Origin of the sequence: Moorena sp. SIOASIH, assembly GCF_010671925.1 — a bacterium.
GTDB lineage: Bacteria > Cyanobacteriota > Cyanobacteriia > Cyanobacteriales > Coleofasciculaceae > Moorena.
Genome location: NZ_JAAHIH010000005.1, coordinates 588404 through 602026, shown reverse-complemented (window position 1 = coordinate 602026; position 13623 = coordinate 588404). Strand labels below are relative to the sequence as shown.

The 13623-nt window shown below is 43.3% G+C and carries 13 protein-coding genes and 1 pseudogene; 10 read left to right on the top strand and 4 right to left on the bottom strand.

The annotated features are described in order from the left end of the window. Positions 1–2 precede the first annotated feature (2 nt). Entirely contained in the window at positions 3–3482 is a 3480-nt protein-coding gene (locus tag F6J90_RS29670; protein ID WP_293102013.1) for an endonuclease/exonuclease/phosphatase family protein, read from the bottom strand. Between the two features lie 546 nt (positions 3483–4028). On the opposite strand from F6J90_RS29670, the gene F6J90_RS29665 reads away from it, so the two are divergent. Continuing rightward, a complete protein-coding gene (locus F6J90_RS29665) occupies positions 4029–4169 on the top strand; it encodes a hypothetical protein (RefSeq protein ID WP_293102011.1) in 141 nt (46 codons plus the stop codon). A gap of 95 nt (positions 4170–4264) precedes the next feature. On the opposite strand, the gene F6J90_RS29660 is transcribed toward F6J90_RS29665, so the two are convergent. Continuing rightward, positions 4265–5134: an EamA family transporter gene (locus F6J90_RS29660; protein WP_293102008.1), complete on the bottom strand. Its 870-nt coding sequence runs from the start codon at positions 5132–5134 to the stop codon at positions 4265–4267. A gap of 63 nt (positions 5135–5197) precedes the next feature. After that, complete coding sequence (locus F6J90_RS29655) at positions 5198–5395, bottom strand: hypothetical protein (RefSeq protein ID WP_293102005.1); 198 nt, start codon at positions 5393–5395, stop codon at positions 5198–5200. Positions 5396–6246: 851 nt separating this feature from the next. Between F6J90_RS29655 and F6J90_RS29650 the strand changes: the two genes are divergently transcribed. The 5 genes and pseudogenes from F6J90_RS29650 to F6J90_RS29635 all read left to right on the top strand — a co-directional run bounded on the left by F6J90_RS29650 (position 6247) and on the right by F6J90_RS29635 (position 9505). Continuing rightward, positions 6247–6696: a hypothetical protein gene (locus F6J90_RS29650; RefSeq protein WP_293102002.1), complete on the top strand. Its 450-nt coding sequence runs from the start codon at positions 6247–6249 to the stop codon at positions 6694–6696. A 326-nt stretch (positions 6697–7022) separates the two neighbouring features. Next, a pseudogene (gene thiO / locus F6J90_RS43790) lies at positions 7023–8060 on the top strand (glycine oxidase ThiO); the annotation flags it as partial. Positions 8061–8261: 201 nt separating this feature from the next. Continuing rightward, positions 8262–9035, top strand: a complete 774-nt coding sequence (locus tag F6J90_RS43785) for a thiazole synthase (protein WP_366513935.1) — start codon at positions 8262–8264, stop codon at positions 9033–9035. 23 nt (positions 9036–9058) lie between these two features. Then, the gene (locus F6J90_RS29640) at positions 9059–9202 is read left to right on the top strand and encodes a hypothetical protein (RefSeq protein WP_293101996.1); all 144 of its coding nucleotides are present in this window, start codon (positions 9059–9061) and stop codon (positions 9200–9202) included. A 123-nt stretch (positions 9203–9325) separates the two neighbouring features. After that, on the top strand, positions 9326–9505 hold the full coding sequence (locus F6J90_RS29635; protein WP_293028487.1) for a ssl1498 family light-harvesting-like protein: 180 nt from the start codon (positions 9326–9328) through the stop codon (positions 9503–9505). 57 nt (positions 9506–9562) lie between these two features. On the opposite strand, the gene F6J90_RS29630 is transcribed toward F6J90_RS29635, so the two are convergent. Then, positions 9563–10603: a tetratricopeptide repeat protein gene (locus F6J90_RS29630; protein ID WP_293101993.1), complete on the bottom strand. Its 1041-nt coding sequence runs from the start codon at positions 10601–10603 to the stop codon at positions 9563–9565. Positions 10604–10807: 204 nt separating this feature from the next. Between F6J90_RS29630 and psbP the strand changes: the two genes are divergently transcribed. The 4 genes from psbP to F6J90_RS29610 all read left to right on the top strand — a co-directional run bounded on the left by psbP (position 10808) and on the right by F6J90_RS29610 (position 13555). Then, positions 10808–11347, top strand: coding sequence for a photosystem II reaction center PsbP (gene psbP / locus F6J90_RS29625; RefSeq protein WP_293101990.1), 540 nt, complete (start codon positions 10808–10810; stop codon positions 11345–11347). A gap of 613 nt (positions 11348–11960) precedes the next feature. Continuing rightward, the gene (locus tag F6J90_RS29620; protein WP_293101987.1) at positions 11961–12362 is read left to right on the top strand and encodes a hypothetical protein; all 402 of its coding nucleotides are present in this window, start codon (positions 11961–11963) and stop codon (positions 12360–12362) included. Beyond that, complete coding sequence (locus F6J90_RS29615) at positions 12338–12943, top strand: nucleoside triphosphate pyrophosphatase (protein ID WP_293101985.1); 606 nt, start codon at positions 12338–12340, stop codon at positions 12941–12943. The genes F6J90_RS29620 and F6J90_RS29615 overlap by 25 nt, the downstream gene beginning before the upstream one ends. A 177-nt stretch (positions 12944–13120) precedes the next feature. Beyond that, positions 13121–13555 (top strand): hypothetical protein, encoded by a 435-nt coding sequence (locus tag F6J90_RS29610; RefSeq protein WP_293101982.1) that lies wholly within the window; start codon positions 13121–13123, stop codon positions 13553–13555. Positions 13556–13623: the final 68 nt, after the last annotated feature.

The window sequence follows — 13623 nt, the reverse complement described above, 5'->3', positions numbered from 1 at the left end:
CGCTATAGTACAGATGGGTCACCAAAAATAAAGCTATCGGCACTCAGTTGACCAGGAATAACACCTTGGAGAATAGCTAATGATTGACCATCAATGCTAATCACTGCCCCAACATTATTCTGAGTAATTTCTAATTCCTCGAAACTGGAGATAATTTGGATCAAATCAATCAAGTCACGATTAGTGTTAAAGTCAGTGATTATATCAGTTCCGACCATGACACCTTCATAAACAAAAGTATCCTTACCCAGACCACCTGTCAGTAAATCCCCACCAGAACCACCGCTCAGAGTATCATTACCAACACCACCAAAGAGAGTATCATCACCATTGCTGCCTTCTAAAGAGTCTTTACCAACACCTCCATTTAGGCTATCATTGTCATTGCCTCCCAGCAGAGTATCATTACCAAAACCACCAAGGAGAGTATCGTTGCCACCGTTTCCAAACAGAATATCTGAACCAACTAGTCCTTTAATGGTATCATCTCCACCTGTACCATCAAGTTCATCATTACCAAAGGTACCAATGATTTTCTCACCTGGAATTACTATTGGTGGCAAAGTCAATCCTAAAATTACTGGGTCGTGGTCACTAGCTCGTTCTGGAGTGTCAGCGAAATCAACGTTGACATGAACAATATCATATTCTGCAACATTGACTAAGCTATCAGATACAAATGCATGGTCAATAGCTTGAGAGTTACCGTTGAAGATAAAGCTGTAAGCCTCTAAAGGATCCAAGGTATCGGTCAGTAAGTTAAGAACTGGATTATCTGGACCGCCTGCCAAGTTAACAGTCTGGTAATCTTCAAATTGGAAACCATTCAAGTCCCCTAAGACAACCACATTAGCTGATGGATTTTCAGCTAAGATGCTATCAACAAAATCGTTGTTTGCTTGAGCTTGCTCAACACGCTCAGTCTCTCCACCAATCTCGGGAGGTTGAATGGCACCAAACAGAGGATCACTACCACCACGAGAGCTAAAGTGATTATTAACAACAGTAACTTCCTGTTCGTTAAATTCAAAAGTTGCAGCTAAAGGTAGGCGACTACCAGTGAAAGGATTGTCTGGTTCACTTTGAGGTATGTCAAGGATAGTTTGAACAGAACCTGGAACTAAATCCACTCGTTCTGGATTGTACAAGTAAGCAACACGAATATTGCCACCAGGTTGTCCACCGTTTAAATCGTCTTCGATAAAGGTGTTGTCAATAAACTCGTATTGTGGTCCTCCTGCTTCGACAATTTCATCAATGAGTAATTGCAGGGTGTCACTAGCTGAAATAACATCAGAACCTCCTGGATCAAAAGAACCATCATTATCCTGAATTTCCTGTAAACCAATGATGTCCGGTGTCGCGAGATTGTTAACAATCTGACTAGCAATCAACTCAAAGCGACCATCTGCTATATCCGTATCACCATCAGCATCATTGGGATCTAAGTTGAGAACATTGTAGCTAGCAATAGTTAATTGGTCAGAATCACCTACTACAGTTGTTATTTCTGGTGTTGTAATCCCAATATTGCCTTGAGGAGTGAGGGGTTGATCAATAAGAACTTCGTAATTACCAAAGCTGTAGCTAACAACTCCAGTTACATCCCCTAACAATGTTCCAGTACTAATGGAAGGGAGATCACTCTCGTCAGTTAGTGCATCAATTTGTACTCTTTCTGGATTAAATTCAATCTCAGTAAAGGTAGTACCATCACTAAGATCAGGGTCGTTGAGAGTAACACCACCGTTGCTGTTTGTGCCAGTTGCAAATGCACCTTGATTAGGAACTACGAAAAACTCAAAAGTTGAGAAGCCACCAAAGGCATCAGTAGGAGCAACAGAAACTGCGTCTTCAACAGTTACTAGCATTCCTTCTAAACTTTCGTAGAAGTCAATACCATCTACTGTGGGGTTAAAGGTACCTGATACTGTTTGGAGATTAACAGGTAGTTCACTATCGCTGATAATAATTTCTGTGGGAGCTAACCGACCACTTGAACCAATAATGGTAGCAGCAGGAACATCATTTCCAGTTGAGAGAGTGGTAATAGTTGGGCTGACAATATTGGTAATAGAGAGATTGCCAGTAGTAGCACCACCAGGAATAAATTCATCGACTGTACCTGTTACCTCTAGCTCATCACCTACTTCGATTCCGGGAGCTGAACCTGTGAACACAAAGATACCGTCCGAGGTAGCATCATTACCATCTCCTGTTGGATCTTGTAGATAGAAACCATTAGTATCTACTGCTGTGACAATACCTGTGGTGGTGACTCCACTACCATCAAATGGGGAGAGGTGACCAGCACCTTGAATTTCGTAGATGGGTTTAAAGGTGGGTTGTCCACCAACACCATCACCGTCGCTGCCAGCAGTCGGGGTATTTTCAGTACCGAGATTAAAATCACTAATTACCCAATCATTAATTGTATCGGTATCAACTCCATCTGTGACTCGACGGGCACCGGCAGGGAAAAATGAACCATCGGGACCAATAACAGGAGCATCAAAGAAGAAGGTATCACCTGCACCACCATCTGTAAGAGCAACAGTATCGAGAACAACTTCGCTACCTGTAACAGAAGTTCCAGAAATACTGCTGGTTTCAACTAAAGCAAAAGTCGAGCTACTATTTTCTAAGAAGTTAGTATTAATATTAAGATTCGGAGTAACTCCATAGTTATTTGCTAAACCGGTGGGATTCCCGACTAAAAAAAAGCCATTTTCCCCGATAGTATGGGTTGAGTCAAAGTCAATTCGAGCGTCAATTGTGCCAATTGAAGAGCCACTATCTCCTTCAACACCAATAATACTTAAGCCATCCAATGATGTACCAGGGGTGCCAAATATTTCGATAAATTCAGTGTCATCTGTTCCAGTATGGCTAACGTATACTTCATTTATGACTAAATTAGAGCCACTACCACTAACTGTGAAAGGGTTTGTTGGTATAGTTTGTCTGGTACTATTGCTTCCAGACCAATTAGAATTATCGCTGATTGCAGCTAGTAATTCTGCTTGGGTACCAGAAGTGATACCTGTATAAATGGCGTTATCAATTTCGTTTAAAGCTACTGCTGTTTCGCCATTGACTAAACCTGTGGGTAGGGCGGATGTATTGGAACTGGTGGAGTCAGACTGCCATACTCCTGGATTCCCTTCACTGTTGAGGGCATAAATAAAGGTGGGGTTGCTACTATCTCCTTGGTAAGCAATAATTTGGTCACCACTAGCTGAGAATAAAATACTACTTACAGTAGGGTTAATTATTGTTCCGGCAGCAATATCTGTGGGTGCCGTCCAAGTAAAAGTGCCTTCAGTAGCTCTGAAGGTACCAGCAGCTTGCCAACCGTTATCAGTGAAATTAATTTCAGTCCCTGCATCAATATCTACTAATGGTGTAAAGGCAAATTCATCTGGGTTATCAAAGTTAAAGCCAATAATGGCTATGTCTCCTGCTGATAGTGTTGTAGTCATAGGAAAATTTTCTCCAATTTCTCCTTGGGTCAGTATTACGAACGAACTCTTGACAATTCAAAACCTTACAACTCATTCACAAGAATGTGAATTTACACCCAGATATACTAACTATTAGATATCATACCTTTTCAAGGTTAACATTAAGTTATGTTTTCAGATTACTTACGTCATCTGTGGTATTAACTTTGAAAACTGCTATAGTTAGTCATCCTTATTTTACTGACTGATTGTTTTACCCCTGTCAGATATTATTCCTAACCACAGCCTTAACGGGAATTATGGTAGAATAAATACCCTGGTTAGTTAACCCATATCGTTGTTGACAGGTTGATTGAAATTTTCTTAATTTTATATCATTTTTATAGTTATCTATTTGATTTTTTAAATCTTATTTTATTATTCAATTAATCTATAATTTTTTTTAAAATAACCCAAAATATTTATTTTATATCATGTCGGGATAATTACCCTTAATAAAAATTTCCCCCATCTCCCCATCTCCCCACACTCCCCACACTTCCCCTTCTTTTTTAAGAAGATGACATGCCCCTTTCTGCTCCCTGCTCCCGTAAGCATTCAGCTATCAGCTATCAGCTATCAGCTAATGCGCTACTTGAGATGCTACGGCAACAGCTATCAGCCAAAGGCCTGTGGCCACGCTACGGGAACAGTTTATGTCCATAGCACACGCTACAGCAACAGCTTTTGAATAAAATAAGCTGACGGCTGACGGCTGACCGCTGAATGCTTACCTGCTCCCTGTTCCCTAAACCCCAATCCTAATGTCCCGATAGACTAATCAGTAAAACTCCCAATACCATAATTGCTGCTCCAACTGCTCTTTCCTGAATTCCCGGTTCTTTAAAAATTAGACATCCTAAGATTACACTAATTAAAACACTCATGCGTTTAACAGCGATCACGTGGCTGACAAAGGTCATTTCCAGAGCTGTCATTTGGCACAAAATTACTCCGGCTTGACAGAAACCAATAGGAACTATAGATAGTAAATGTTTTGGAATTTGGTTTAATTTACTGCTTGATTTATACAGCATAATCACTCCCATAGCTGTGGCAATAAAGGTATGCATCGCAATTGCCCAAAATATTGGTGATGAATTTTGTACCCCCACCTTATCAAGGTTTGAGCTAATACTAAAAATTACAGCTACGGTTAACATTAACTGAGGCCCTCTTTGCTTGAGTAGCCCTTTAAAAGGGGCGAGGTAACCGTTTCTTTTTTCTTTTAAATTCAAGCTATAAGACCCAACCACAATCATGATAATCCCTAGGATATCTAAGGGCGTGGGATATTCTCCCACAATGATTGGGGAGGTTACTAATAAAAATAACGGGGTGAAGGTCATAAAGGGAACGGTAATGGATAAGTCAGACCGACTCAATGCTTGGATATACAAGCTCATCCCCACCACATTCAGAGACCCTCCGAGCATTAATGCTAACCCAAAATCTTGACCTATTTCGGGAATTTCAATAACAAAAATAAGAGGCAGTAAAACAGGCAAAGAAAAAAATAATACTGCCCAAGAAACAATGTACCCATCAACATTTTTTAGCCCTCGCTTACTCGTCAAATCCTTGCCAGAAGCAAAAAGAGCTGTTAGACTAGCGAATATCAACCAAAGCATAGTAGTGCTAACCTGTAGTTTAGTCAGAATAGAGATAATGAGTGAATGACAGACTTAACTAGCCTAGCTTAAAACATAAGTTAAGGCATAGTGAAATTTAGGGTTTATGGTTAACTGTTGAATGTTGACTGTTGATTGTTCACCGTCACTAAGCAACCCTATAAAAGTAGATAAGTTAACTAAAACAGTTACTAAAACAGTTAACTGTATATCAGCAGAAGCAGTTAGCGATCGCACTGGCGCAGTCGGCTTTTTAAGCATCGCTGATCGCTGATATTAGTAAGCGGTAGGTAATGGTATTATCTAAGTACCAATCGGCTGACTTTTATACTTTGACTGATCAAGAGCTGACCTTCTCTGTTAACCCGATATTCCCATCAGTGCTAACAGGATGTAAGCTAAGCTACATTTAGCAATGGTTAACTAATGGTTAACTAATGGTCGGGGGAAACATGATACTGTTGACAGTAGATTTTCTTGACAATAACCAAGTCAAAAAAAATGTGTTGACCTATCCCGCGTTCACGTAATCGAAATGCTATCGGTCTGACGGGCCTGGGACTGCTGCAACAGGTCGGGGATGTAAAACCTAAGCTTAGTCGCAAAACTCAACTTAGGCAATCCCCGGTGAAGTGACAAGCCAGTGCCATAGCGTCAGCTTGGGGTCTGGTAAATCACAGGACGATTTCCTAATATTGGGAAAAACCGTCAAAGGGCAGGGAGCTAGATGGGTGCAGGGGATAGGGTCAAAGCGATGCAGGGCGGTCTTGGGGGAAACCCCCACTCGTGCTTTGCATGGCTGACAGGGTGTTGCTAACCCATCGATGAATTCAGGGGCTTGAAACCAAAATTGAAAAGGGCTAAACTTTCTGCACACCCCACACCCACCCCGGAAGCGATGCAGTGGCCTCACGGGGAAACCCCCACTCGCGCTTTGCATCAAGACAATGAACAATTTTGTTTTCTAGTGACCTCCGGAGAACTCAACTGGTATATTATGGGCGGGTGCGTTCACCGAAAAGGGACACATCTGTAAATTCCCTACTTCGACACACAGGTATTAAGTCATGGAAACACAATTCTTGATATCAAATCAGAGTATGAACAAATATATGAGGTTAACTACCAAATTATTAGTCCTGGTTGCTCTCCTAGGAGCAGTTAGTGCTTGTAAGGGTCGCCAAATCGAAGAGGCTCCCCAGAGTGTAAATCAAGTAGAACCACTTCCTGAAGCTGAGGAAGAAAAGGCTTCTCGCTTTAACATTCCCTTCTTTAATCTGGGTAAGAACCAGGAGGAGGCAGAACCAACTGATACAGCACTGTTAGAAGACCCATCAATTACAGAAGCTGAAGCACCGAGTATTCAACCAGAGCAACCGATCGCACAAGCACAGCCGACTACAACTGAGCCCTTTGCACAGCCAGAGGAGGATACTGTTGCTCAAGGAAATCCTGTGATCAGTGAGTCTAGTGCTCCAGCGACTACAGCAAGCTCAGCAACTACAGGAAGTTCTGGTACAGTAGTATACGAAGATAATGACCCCATACCAGCTCTATGGTAAAGGGCAGCACCTGTAGTTGTTTAAAAGGTTGGGGAAGAGATTAGGGATTGGGGATTAGGGGATGGCTCAAAAGGAGAAAGGATGAAAAATAAAGGATGAAAAATAAAGGTTGAAGGAGAAAGCATGAATAATAAAGGTTGAAGGAGGAAATGGGTTTATCGGACTTAAGGTTGACTAAAAACGTTATCCACAACCTACGAGTTACACTTCCCACTTCCCACTTCATACTTAATATTTCATCCTTGATACTTCATACTTAATAGTTCATCCTTGATACTTCATCCTTGATACTTTCCCCAATCCCTAGTCTCCACTCTCCTTAACCTATGAAAGCAGCAAGTGACATTCTGATTATTGGCGGTGGCATTATCGGTTTAGCGATCGCTGTAGAACTGAAACAGCGTGGGGCAACAGTAACTGTTGTCACCCGCAATTTCCAAGAAGGTGCCACCCTAGCTGCAGCGGGAATGTTAGCACCATTCTCAGAAGCGCTCCCCATTGGTCCGATGCTAGATTTAGGCCTGTGGTCCCACTCACTGTATCCTCAATGGTGTACCAAACTGGAACAGATGACTGGTGTGGCAACGGGCTATTGGCCCTGTGGCTTTTTAGCACCGGTCTATGAAGGGGCAGCAGGAAATCAGCAACAGCAGGTCAGCAACCAAACCGGAGTTGCTGACTGGTTAGACAAAGATACGATTCATTGCTATCAATCAGGTTTAGGCTCAGAAGTGGTTGGTGGTTGGTGGTACCCAGAAGATGCTCAGGTGGTCCCCCAAGCACTCAGTAAAGCCCTGCGACTGGCTGCCCAAGAATGGGGAGTAGAGCTGCGTGAAGGCATAGCTGTGGAGGCAATTCAGCAGCGCAATCGCTTAGTCTCTGGGATTAGAACCTCCGCAGGGGAACTCCATGCAGACCATTATGTCCTAGCAACTGGAGCCTGGTCTAATCAACTGTTGCCCTTGCCAGTGGCTCCAAAGAAAGGTCAGATGCTGTCAGTAAAAGCCACTAAAAATTCTCAAGACCCCTTGCCACTACAGCGAGTGTTACACGGTTCTGAGGTTTATCTAGTCCCCCGTCGAGATGGACGAATTCTGATTGGTGCAACAGTAGAGGATGTGGGTTGGCAGCCTGACAACACTACTGCTGCAATTCACCGTTTGTTAAAATCAGCTATCCGGCTATATCCAGCAATCCAACACTGGTCGATTCATGAGTGTTGGTGGGGATTTCGACCAGCAACACCTGACGAATTACCAATTCTTGGCACTGGTCCTTGCCAAAACCTGAGCCTGGCTACCGGTCACTACCGCAACGGTATTTTGCTGGCTCCCGTAACCGCTTTGTTGCTGGCTGACCTGATTGAGAAGCAAAAATCTGACCCATTGTTAGATCAATTTCGATACGACCGACTTTACCATCAACCAGCCTCAAGTCAAAGCATTCCTAATCTCAGTGTATCTAGTAACTCCTCCTCAACACCAGTGCTGCACTATAATTCTGCTACAGTCAGGGAATCTCACTCTGAGAATGGGACGGAAGCATCTCCAGCTGGTTTACTCACAATTGCGGGAAAAACCTTTCGGTCTCGTCTGATGACTGGCACAGGTAAGTATGACTCTCAACAGGTAATGGCTGAAAGTATTGCTGCTAGTGGCAGTGAAATTGTAACGGTGGCCGTGCGTCGGGTACAAACTAAAGCACCAGGACACGAAGGGCTAGCGGAATCCCTGGATTGGACGAAACTGTGGATGTTACCCAATACCGCAGGCTGTAAAACGGCGGAAGAAGCGGTGCGAGTGGCACGGCTTGGTCGGGAAATGGCGAAGCTATTGGGTCAAGAAGACAATAATTTTGTGAAACTGGAAGTGATACCTGATCTCAAGTATTTACTCCCTGACCCCATTGGTACTCTACAGGCAGCAGAGCAACTGGTAAAAGAAGGGTTTGCGGTTTTGCCCTATATTAATGCGGATCCGTTATTAGCCAAACGCCTAGAAGAGGTAGGATGTGCTACGGTGATGCCTTTGGGTTCACCCATTGGTTCGGGACAGGGCATCAAGAATGCTGCCAATATTAAAATCATCATTCAGGAAGCTGGAGTGCCGGTGGTGGTAGATGCTGGAATAGGTAGCCCCAGTGAAGCCACCTATGCCATGGAGTTAGGGGCAGATGCTTTATTGATTAATAGTGCGATCGCATTAGCAGGTAATCCTGTCATGATGGCAAAAGCGATGGGAATGGCCACCGAAGCTGGTCGTCTGGCTTACCTAGCTGGTCGTATTCCAGTTAAAAACTATGCTAGTGCTAGCTCACCCTTGACTGGTACCATTAGCTAGCTGAGATAGCATTTATCATACTCATGAGGTACACAGGATTTCTGACCACTCCCTACTCCCTACTCCCTACTCCCTACTCCCTAAAACCCAGGACTTTGTACCTCACCGAGTTGATAAATACTAGAAATACAATAAATACATATATCAAAGAATTTGTCAAGGTCTAGGACTGGATTAATAGTTTAGATTAACAAATCAAGCTGATCAGGAAAACTGAAGAGTATTTATGCCAATTTTTGTTACATTCTTTGTTACATTTATATATATAAAGTAAAAAAAGGTTGTAATCCATGCCATATACAGTAGAAGACGGCGGGCGTTTAAACAATTTTGCTAAAGAGCCAAAAGTTTACCAGGCAGAGCCACCCACTGCAGCGGAAAAGCGCAACTACCTGATCTTGGGTGTAACAGCTCTGATTTTAGTAAGTGGCTTGATCTTTGTGGCTTTCTCAGCCTCTGGTGTGAGCTAGGTACTGCACAGAATAAAGCTGTTGAAAAGCCACTTAAGTTCAAGCGTCAGGTTGCCATTAAAGCTTTTTGATGGCTTCCATCGCTTCTTGATAATTTTCAGTTCTGCCTTGTTCTTGGAATAAATCAGCCGCTTTTTTGAAATCCTGAATAGCTTCCTCAACCTTGTTGAGGTCAAGGCTTGCTAGACCCCGTTTATAAAACGCATCGGCAAAAGTGGGTTCAATTTTTAGAGTTTCTGTGTAATCAGCTACAGCAGCTTGATACTGTTTAAGCTTACTACGAGTTAAACCACGCTGGTAGTAAGCCATGGCATTTTTGGGATTAATCGACACAGCTCGATCGTAATCCGCAATTGCTTGGAAATAGTTCTCTACTTCAGAGTAGGCATTACCTCGACTGAGATAAACCGTATCATTATCGGGTGTCAGAGCAATAGCCTTAGAAAAATCAGCGATCGCTTCGATGTACTTCTTTTGCACAAAATAAGCATAACCACGGTTGCTATAGGCTTCACCATAGTCGGTTTTAATCTTGATAGCAGCAGTGTAGTTATCAATCGCTTCTTGATAATTCCCCTGAATGTGGTGGACGTAGCCAAGATTGTAGTTGATATCAGGGTCATAGGGCTCAAGCTGCAAAGCCTGTTTGAAATTTGCCATTGCCTCTGGATAATTACCATTATCTAATTGATCCACGCCCCGGTTGTAGAATTCCACAGCACTCATCCGGGGTATAGTCCTCACTGGCAATTCCCTATTAAAAGGGTCTTTCTCAACAGAGGGTTTTTCAGTAGTAGCTGGTTTTTCCTCGGCAGGTTGGGCTTGATTATTAGCCGGTTTTTCCTCGGCAGGTTGGGCTTGATTATTAGCCGGTTTTTCCTCGGCAGGTTGGGCTTGATTATTAACCGGTTTTTCCTCGGCAGGTTGGGCTTGATTATTAGTTGGTTCTTCCTTAGACGTCGGCTCTTGATTATCTGGCTCAGATCGGATAATCACTGGCACAGGAAATGGCTCCTCCTGAGCATAGACAGCTGCTGTAAAGCCAGTCAGTATTGTGGCAATTCCTAGACTAGAGATAGTTCGATAAGTTGGTTTCATGATTTTCCTTACAAAGCCTGATGATTTCCAGAATTGTTACCGTCTGCAGTTGTCTAAAATCGCTCTATTAGCTTGACTTAACTATCTATCACACATCTGGTGAGTGTCCAACCGGTAACAGAAAATACATAGAGGCAAGTACGATTAGTTAAAGATGAGACAATTAAGCAGCTGAGTTGACGTTAAATAGAGATGCTCAAAGAGATGCTCAAGAAAATTGCACCACTACTGCTGCTAGTGTTGAGTCTGGCTATACATGGCTGCACAACTGGTGCCAGTGGTCTACAAAGCTATGTAGACAGCCTTAAAGGTTATCAGTTTTTGTATCCCAACGGTTGGGTCCCTATCACAGTGACTGATGGACCGGATGTAGTGTTCCACGATATTATCGAAACCACCGAAAATGTTAGTGTGGTGATTAGCCCAGTTCCGGAAGGCAAGACCCTTGCTGATTTAGGCACACCGTCAGAAGTGGGGTATCAGCTGCAAAAAAATGCCATTGCTCCTCCCGATTCTGGTCGCACAGCCGAGTTGGTAAATGCTGAAGCTCGTGAGGTAGCAGACAAGACTTATTATCTTTTAGAATACAACGTCCAACTGCCCAACCAAGAACGGCACAATCTCGCCAGTGTGGTGGTTAACCGTGGCAAGCTCTACACCTTCAATGCTTCCACAACCGAACGACGCTGGGGTAAGACGGAAAATTTGTTGGAGGCAGTGGTTAAGTCCTTTTCAGTGAACTAGTAAACAGTTGTTCGCGTAGCGTGGCCTAAAGGCCAAGGTTAGAGGTTGTTTGGTTGAAGGTTAGAGGTTGTTTGGTTGAAGGTTAGAGGTTGTTTGGTTGAAGGTTAGAGGTTGTTTGGTTGAAGGTTAGAGGTTGTTTGGTTGAAGGTTAGAGGTTGTTTGGTTGAAGGTTAGAGGTTGTTTGGTTGAAGGTTAGAGGTTGTTTGGTTGAAGGTTAGAGGTTGTTTGGTTGAAGGTTAGAGGTTGTTTGGTTGAAGGTTAGAGGTTGTTTGGTTGAAGGTTAGAGGTTGTTTGGTTGAAGGTTAGAGGTTGTTTGGTTGAAGGTTAGAGGTTGTTTGGTTGAAGGTTAGAGGTTGTTTGGTTGAAGGTTAGAGGTTGTTTGGTTGAAGGTTAGAGGTTGTTTGGTTGAAGGTTAGAGGTTGTTTGGTTGAAGGTTAGAGGTTGTTTGGTTGAAGGTTAGAGGTTGTTTGGTTGAAGGTTAGAGGTTGTTTGGTTGAAGGTTAGAGGTTGTTTGGTTGAAGGTTAGAGGTTGTTTGGTTGAAGGTTACAGGTTGTTTGGTTGTTTGGTTGTTTAGTTGTTCGCCAAAGGCTTGCTGATCAGGTACAGTTTTTTTTGACGCTGATTTCCTTAAAACCCTATTGCCTATTGCCTATTGCCTATTGCCTCTTGCCTATTGCCTATTGCCTATTGCCTATTGCCTATTGCCTCTTGCCTCTTGCCTATTGCCTCTTGCCTCTTGCCTATTGCCTCTTGCCTCTTGCCTATTGCCTCTTGCCTATTACCTTTTGCCTATTGCCTATTGCCTATTACCTTTTGCCTATTGCCTATTGCCTATTGCCTATTGCCTATTGCCTATTGCCTATTGCCTATTGCCTATTGCCTATTGCCTATTGCCTCTTGCCTATTGCCTTTGCCTATTGCCTATTGCCTCTTGCCTCTTGCCTTAAAAGCATAAGCAATGTCGCTCAAACGTTTCTAAAAATTGTTATATGGATGTGCCGACTTTTGTATTAGCTTCAGCTTCTAATGCTCGCAGACGATTGTTGCAAACTGCTGGTATTGAACCGGTGGTATGCCAAAGCAATTTTGACGAATCTCAAGTGCAGCATCCGGAGCCAGCAACCTTAGTGCAGATTCTAGCTGAACAAAAAGCAAAAACTGTTGCTGATCAATTTAGCGACGCTCTGGTATTAGGCTGTGATTCCCTATTGAGTATCGAAGGTAAGATTTATGGCAAACCCCCTAACCCCTCTGAAGCAATTGCTCGTTGGCAACAGATGCGAGGGACTACTGGGGAACTCTATACAGGTCATGCTTTAATTGACTTATCTCGGAACAAAACCATAGTGCGCTGTGGTGTAACGCGAGTTTATTTTGCCAATGTAAGCGATCGCGCTATAGAAGCCTATGTTGCTACTGGCGAACCCCTTAAATGTGCTGGTGCCTTTGCTTTGGAAGGTAGAGGGGGACTCTTCGTTGACAAAATCGAAGGCTGTCATAGTAATGTTATCGGTCTGAGCTTACCCCTGCTCCATCGAATGTTAGAGGAACTAGGATATGAAGTTACCGATTTTTGGCTAAGAACTAACAACTAATAACGGGTACATCTCCTAAAAAGCTGTTTGACCCGGTGGTTGGAACCAGCATCTTGGTGGAACCGGCATCTTGCCGGTTATCAATGTTCCCAGACGGACTATCCCAACCCTGGCGACCGATAAAATGAGTGCGAGCCCATCCCTAAAGCACCCTACCCAACTAAAGCAACAAAATCCATGACCACTAAAGACGACTTCAAACAAAAAATCAAAGCAGGTAACATTAGGGATGCCCTGACCCTATCCCTAGGTGAAGCAGTGGAGTTGGAAATTACAACTTGGGTATCCTCATCTAGCCCAGCTCCTCATTCCTCAGCTGAGCATGACCAGCCAACCTCTGATTGCCAAATGCGTACTAGCATCAATATTGTTGATGGTGAAATCAACAACGAAGTTGGTTCAGAGTTTATGGGCAATGGGCCTTACACTGAACTGAAGCAATTTCATCTACAGCAGGTGCAACAAGGACGCCAGACTATTCAGCAAAATTTGGAAAATTTGCAACAACTGTTTACGGTTCTGAGTAGTACTATGGGTCGGCTACCTCAAGGCTCTGACCTAGGTACTGATAGTAGCTCTAGTCTATCTGCAAAAAAAGGGAATAGGGAATAGGGAATAGGGAATAGGAAAAAAATCCTGTGTACCTCCTTACTATGAGAAGCGCTATAACGATTACGGTG

Excerpts from the sequence above, each read along its gene's own strand:
- F6J90_RS29630 (WP_293101993.1), bottom strand. The coding sequence starts at position 10,603 with ATGAAACCAACTTATCGAACTATCTCTAGTCTAGGAATTGCCACAATA.
- F6J90_RS29665 (WP_293102011.1), top strand. The coding sequence starts at position 4,029 with ATGCCCCTTTCTGCTCCCTGCTCCCGTAAGCATTCAGCTATCAGCTAT.
- F6J90_RS29660 (WP_293102008.1), bottom strand. The coding sequence starts at position 5,134 with ATGCTTTGGTTGATATTCGCTAGTCTAACAGCTCTTTTTGCTTCTGGC.
- psbP (WP_293101990.1), top strand. The coding sequence starts at position 10,808 with ATGCTCAAGAAAATTGCACCACTACTGCTGCTAGTGTTGAGTCTGGCT.
- F6J90_RS29635 (WP_293028487.1), top strand. The coding sequence starts at position 9,326 with ATGCCATATACAGTAGAAGACGGCGGGCGTTTAAACAATTTTGCTAAA.
- F6J90_RS29640 (WP_293101996.1), top strand. The coding sequence starts at position 9,059 with ATGAGGTACACAGGATTTCTGACCACTCCCTACTCCCTACTCCCTACT.
- F6J90_RS29650 (WP_293102002.1), top strand. The coding sequence starts at position 6,247 with ATGAGGTTAACTACCAAATTATTAGTCCTGGTTGCTCTCCTAGGAGCA.
- F6J90_RS29615 (WP_293101985.1), top strand. The coding sequence starts at position 12,338 with ATGGATGTGCCGACTTTTGTATTAGCTTCAGCTTCTAATGCTCGCAGA.
- F6J90_RS29655 (WP_293102005.1), bottom strand. The coding sequence starts at position 5,395 with ATGCTTAAAAAGCCGACTGCGCCAGTGCGATCGCTAACTGCTTCTGCT.
- F6J90_RS29610 (WP_293101982.1), top strand. The coding sequence starts at position 13,121 with ATGACCACTAAAGACGACTTCAAACAAAAAATCAAAGCAGGTAACATT.
- F6J90_RS29670 (WP_293102013.1), bottom strand. The coding sequence starts at position 3,482 with ATGACTACAACACTATCAGCAGGAGACATAGCCATTATTGGCTTTAAC.